Annotated in this window: 4 protein-coding genes; 1 reads left to right on the plus strand and 3 read right to left on the minus strand. The window is 70.8% G+C overall.

Annotated elements, in window-relative coordinates; translation table 11 throughout:
- The 3 genes from J0670_RS28875 to J0670_RS28885 form a co-directional block, all read right to left on the minus strand.
- Window positions 1–250: alpha/beta fold hydrolase (locus J0670_RS28875; protein WP_207814633.1), on the minus strand; the 250-nt coding region annotated here is incomplete at its 3' end.
- A 126-nt stretch (window positions 251–376) separates the two neighbouring features.
- The gene (locus J0670_RS28880; protein ID WP_207814634.1) at window positions 377–1,366 is read right to left on the minus strand and encodes an alpha/beta fold hydrolase; all 990 of its coding nucleotides are present in this window, start codon (window positions 1,364–1,366) and stop codon (window positions 377–379) included.
- 187 nt (window positions 1,367–1,553) lie between these two features.
- Window positions 1,554–4,895 carry a S8 family serine peptidase gene (locus tag J0670_RS28885; protein ID WP_307806742.1) on the minus strand — a complete coding sequence of 1,114 codons (3,342 nt, stop codon included), beginning with the start codon at window positions 4,893–4,895 and terminating at the stop codon, window positions 1,554–1,556.
- 58 nt (window positions 4,896–4,953) lie between these two features.
- On the opposite strand from J0670_RS28885, the gene J0670_RS28890 reads away from it, so the two are divergent.
- Window positions 4,954–5,223 carry a hypothetical protein gene (locus tag J0670_RS28890; RefSeq protein WP_207814636.1) on the plus strand — a complete coding sequence of 90 codons (270 nt, stop codon included), beginning with the start codon at window positions 4,954–4,956 and terminating at the stop codon, window positions 5,221–5,223.
- The last annotated feature ends 183 nt before the right edge of the window (window positions 5,224–5,406 follow it).

A 5,406-nucleotide genomic window follows, 5' to 3' on the forward strand; every position in this document is an offset into this window, starting at 1 on the left:
CATCACCCACGAGGTGCAGCAGCGTGTACTGGTCCACGCTCTCCGGCTGCGAACTGCGCGCGTACCCCCGCTGGTCGGGGGCGACCACCCGGTATCCGGCCTCCGCGAGCGGCGCGAACTGGTGCCGCCACGAGTACCAACTCTCCGGAAAACCGTGCAGCAGCAGGACCAACGGCCCCTCACCCTGCTCCGCCACGTGCAACCGGACGCCGTTCACCTCGACGTGGCCGTGCTTGATCGCGTCGTTCAACTTCCGCTCCGTCTTTTCGCATTGGGCCCACCTGGCCCCCTGTCAACTCAACACCTCGGAGACCCCGGTGAATTCCGGCTCCGGGGGCCGCCCCGAGGATTCCGGCGCGGCCCCGGCCCCTCCCCGCTACGTCCCGGCCCGGACGGCCTCGCCGTCGAGGTGCTTCAGGAAGTCCAGCAGCGCCTCCGTCACCTCCGCCGGGCGCTCCTGCTGCGTCCAGTGGCCCGTCCCCGGCAGCCGGACGTGCCGGTGCAGCCGGGGCGTCAGCTCCTTCAGCCGGCTCTCCTGCGCGTCGCGCGTGATCATCACGTTGATCAGGTCCTGCTCGCCCACCACGTACAGCACGGGGGCCTCGATCCGCCGGTCGGCGAACGCCGCCATCAACTCGTAGTTCCGGTCGATGTTGCGGTACCAGTTCAGCGCACCGGTGAAGGCCCGCTCACCGTGCGGGGCGTAGTCGGCCACGAAGGCCTCGACGTCCTTCTCGGCGAGCCAGCTCGGAAGCCGCTCGGGCTCCGGGACGGTGTCCAGCAGGCCGAGGCCCTCGGGGACCACCCACGGTTGCGGCTCGCCGTCGGGCGCCCCACCGCCGAGGACGCGACGGAAGGTGCTCCTCGGGTCGGCCGCCAGCTCGGCGTCGGCCCGGCCGGGCTCCTGGAAGTAGACCTGGAAGAAGCCGTCCCCGAACTTCTCCCGCGACACCGACACCGGCACCGGACCGGCCGTGGACGGCGGCACGCCCAACGCCGCGACCCCGCGCACCACGTCCGGCCGCAGCGCCGCCGTGGCCCAGGCGACCAGCGCACCCCAGTCGTGCCCGACCAGCACCGCCCGCTCCTCGCCCAGCGCCCTGATCAGCGCCGTCACGTCGCCGACCAGGTGCAGCAGGCTGTACGCGTCCACGCTCTCCGGCCGGGAGCTGCGGGCGTACCCGCGCTGGTCGGGGGCCACCACCCGGTACCCGGCCTCGGCGAGCGGCGCGAACTGGTGCCGCCAGGAGTACCAGCTCTCCGGGAAGCCGTGCAGCAGGAGGAGCAACGGCCCCTCGCCCTGCTCCGCCAGGTGTAACCGTACGCCGTTCACCTCGACGTGGGTGTGCTTGATCGCGTCGTTCAACTCAACTCCCGGTGCGGTAGGTTGGGTACGTTCGATCAGAGTTCGTACAGCCTCTACCCCACCCACCGAGGCCGCAATCCCGCCGAATTCCCCCAATCCGTGCACCAACCCAACGCAAGCGGCCGAGGCCGCCCCGGAGTTCCGGGACGGCCTCGGCCTCGGACTGTCACGCTGAGCTGATCGAGCGTCAGTTCACCGTGTAGCTGTACGGGATCGCCGCGAGCACCGAACCGGTGGTGCTCAGGCTGTTGTTGGCGGTCGGCACCGAGGTCGGGCCGGACACCAGGTACAGAACACCCTTGACCGTGCTGCCCTTCGGGCCGGTCGGGGTCACGGTCACTTGCAGCGAGCCGGTGGCGCCCGGCGCGACGGTCACCGGGGTGGCGGCCGGGGCGGAGGCGTTCACGGCGGCGGCGAACGGGTCACCGGTGCTGGAGGCCAGCGCCGGGTCGAACGCCTGGGTGTGCGCGGTGGCCGTGATGGTGGAGGTGCCGGTCGGCGCGACCGCGTTGGTGAACGGGCCGATCTGCTGGACGAAGGTGCCCCAGGCGCCGGGGACGATCGGCTGCGCGGCGCTGCCGTTGTCGGTCACGACCGAGATGGTCGAGCCGTCCTGGGCCTTCTTCAGGTCACCGAACAGGTCCGGCGAGCCGGTGGTGGCGCTGATCTCGACCTGCGCCGGCGTCGAGGACGCCGCCACGGCCTTCAGCTGGTCGGTGCCCGGGGGCACCAGGAAGGACGGCACGGTGGAGCTGAGGCTCAGCGGCAGGCTGACCGTCGCCGAGGCGCCCTGCGGCACCAGCGGCACGTCCACGCGCTTGTCCAGTCGGCCCTCGGCGGCGATCCGCTGGGTGGCGACCGTGTTGTTGGTGTAGTTCACCTGGACGGTGACCGGCTTGCCGGCCGCCAGCTTGGTGTTCGCGTCGTTCGGCAGGCCGGCCGCGGTGGCCTGGTTCTGGTTGAGCGCGATGGTGCCGGTGAAGTCCTGGGCGAGCTGCTGCCCGCTGACCGAGCCGAGCACGTTCAGGACGAACCGCCAGTGTCCCTCGGCCGGGTTGACGGCGGTGGCCGAGACGCCGGCCGAGCTGCCCGTCAGGTTGCCCTGGGCGTCGAACAGCCCGTTGCCCTCGATGTCGATCGGGGTGCCGTTCGGGCTGATCAGCGCGCCCTGCATGAGCAGCTTCGGGTCCTTGGCGACGGTGACGCCGACCCGCAGGTCCTTCTGGCCCTTCGGCACGTCGAAGCCGTACGCGAAGCTCTGCGTCGGCGAGACGTTGCGGGCGTTGCCACCGGTGATGGTGCCGGTGAAGGTGCCCTTGCCGTCGGTGACCGGGACGAGGCTGCGCAGCACGACCGGCACGCTGGTGGTGCTGCCGTTCGAGCTGGACACGGTGACGGCCGCGCTGGAGTCGCCGCTGGTGGCCGGGGTGGTGAGCTGGACCTTGAGGTTCTTGGTCTCACCCGGCTGCAGGCTGACGGTGCTCGGGCTCACCGCGCCGGCCGGAACCGCGCGCTGGGTGGAGGTGCCCAGCTGGACCGCGCCGGTGTAGCCGGCCGTGCCCGCCGGGGTGTACAGGACGGCGGTCCACTCGCCGGCCACCGGGTGCGGGACGTCCACCAGGCCGTAGTTGGCCGGGGTGGCGCCGCCCTGCGGGCGGGTGTTGGTCTCGAAGCGGCCCGACGGGTCGAGCAGCGTCATGCGGACCACGGGGCCGTTGACGACCGGGTTGGCCGCACCCTGCCAGGCGATCGACGCCGCGAGGCGGTCGGCACCGGCCGGGACGGTGAACTTGACCTGCTTCTGGACCCAGTCCTTGCCGTTGGTGGCGTACTTGAAGGTGTCCTTGGAGGCCGAGTCCAGCGCGACGGTCCGCTGGTCGCTCGACTGCGCCGCGAAGGTGCGGGTCGCGCCGCTGACCGTCTGGGCGGTGTCGCTGGTGTTGGTGACGGACACCTGCGCCGTGTGGGTCGAGCCCGGGTTGCCGGCGATGTCCAGCTGGCCGGTGTTGACCACGACGGTGTTGGCGCCGTCGGTGCCGTCGCCGTCGTCGTAGCCGCGGGCGGCCTCGACGGCGGCCCGGACGTTCAGCAGGCCCGCGCCCTGCTCCTCGGCCGGCAGGCCGAGGTCGGAGGCGGTGCCGGTGATGAACTTCTTCACCAGGGCCGGGGACGGCGAGTCGCCGCCGTGGGTGTCGCGGTAGGCCTGGATGACCAGGGCCGCGGCACCGGTGACGAACGGCGCGGCCTGGCTGGTGCCGCCGAAGGGCTGGATCGCCGAGCCCTTGCCGTTGTAGTTGGTGCACTCGGTGTACTTGGTGGTGTCGGGCGTGCACAGGGCCCAGTCCGACTCACCGGGCGCGACCAGGTCGAGCGTCCGGCCGGCCTGGGTGAAGCCGCCCGAGGACAGCGCGGAGATGCGGCTGTTGCTCCAGGTCTTGTTGGAGAACTGGGAGGCCGCGTAACCGGTCTGCTGGTAGTTCTGGTTGTCGGTCGAGGCGCCGACCGCGATCACGCTCGGGTCGGTGGCCGGGGTGCCGATGGTGCCCGACAGACCCGCGTCACCGGTGGAGACGGCGACGGTGACACCGGCCTTGACGGCCTGCTCGTTGAAGAGCGAGATGGTGTCGTGGGCGCCGCTGTCCGGGGTGATGTTGCTGCCGAAGGACTCGTTCAGCACGTCCACGTGGGCGACCCGCACCGCGTAGTCGATCGACTGCAGGATGGACGAGTTGGACATCATCTCGCCGCCGGCCTTCAGCGCGACCAGGTCGGCGTCCGGGGCGAGGCCGCGGATGCGGATGTTGCAGCCGGCCGGCAGCGGGTGCGAGGCGTTGACGAACTGCGAGACGTCGTAGGTCTGGCGGCCCTGGGCGATGACCGCCGAGGCGTCGCCGAAGGCCTCGGCCGCGCCGCTCGGCGCGTCCCAGCCGTCACCCGCGAAGTCCTGGTGGTCGACCACGGCGTGCGACCCGTCGGCCCGGATGAAGTCCGGGTTGTTCGGGTCGAGCGCGTCGGCGATGTAGGCGACCTTGACGCCCTTGCCGGTGGCCAGGTCGGCCGCGCCGGGCTGGCCGTTCAGGCCCACGGCGTGCACCGAGTAGAGGCCCTCGGGCTCCAGCAGCGGCTTGGACGGGTCGGAGGGGCAGACCGTGTTGGTCGCGTTCTCCGTGGAGCCCTGGCTGCCGTTGCTGCCCGTAACGGCCTGCGGGGCTGCGTCGGACTTGGCGGCCTTGGCGCCGGTGGCGTCGTCCTTCTTCGCCTTGCCCGCGGCCACCGGGGCGACCTGGACCTGACTGTCCGCCACCACGGCGGCGACCGCCGGGTCGGCCTGGAGCGAGGCGCGCAGCGCCGGGCTGACCGTGGCCGAGAAGGCGTTGCCGACCACGAAACTCTTGATGTTGGTGCCGCCGTCGGCCTTGACCCTGTTCAGCAGCGGCGCCTGCGAATTGGCGGTTTTCTGCTGGCGGGCACCCACGTGGCCGTGGTCGGCCGGGGTGTCCGCTATCTGGTCCTTCAGAATCACGATCACCGGTGCCGGAGCTCCGTCCGCGGACGCCGCAGGGGTGTTCTGCGGATCCTGGAGCGGAGTGGCGTTCGCGCTGGTCCCGAAGCTCAGGACCATGGACGCGGCGGTGACCGTGACGGCAGCTGCGAGCTGGGTTTTCCGCCAGCCGATCATGGACATCCTTTCGTCTGATGCGACGTCAGGTTGCGCGGCTCAGCCTACCCGGATCCTGGTCGGACGCGTGGTTGCTCCGGACCGCGTCCCGACAGCGGACGAATTCCAGCGCATCCGACACGACCACGACAAGGGGGGATATCCCCATCAGAAAGTAAAAATGACCATCAGAAAGTAAAATTCACAGCGGGAATCGAGCCAGGCCCGTCTCTTTTTCCCCGATCAGAGGCGGTTGAGCCCGTTCGGAACCGACCGGTACTGCGCCGGAAATGTCAGTGGCGAACTCTGGACACTGGCGAAACATCGCCACCGGCCGTCCACTTGTCGACAACGCCGTGTTTCCTTCCCCTCCAGTCCCGAC

Source organism: Streptomyces sp. FH025, assembly GCF_017427025.1.
Taxonomy (GTDB): Bacteria; Actinomycetota; Actinomycetes; order Streptomycetales; family Streptomycetaceae; genus Kitasatospora.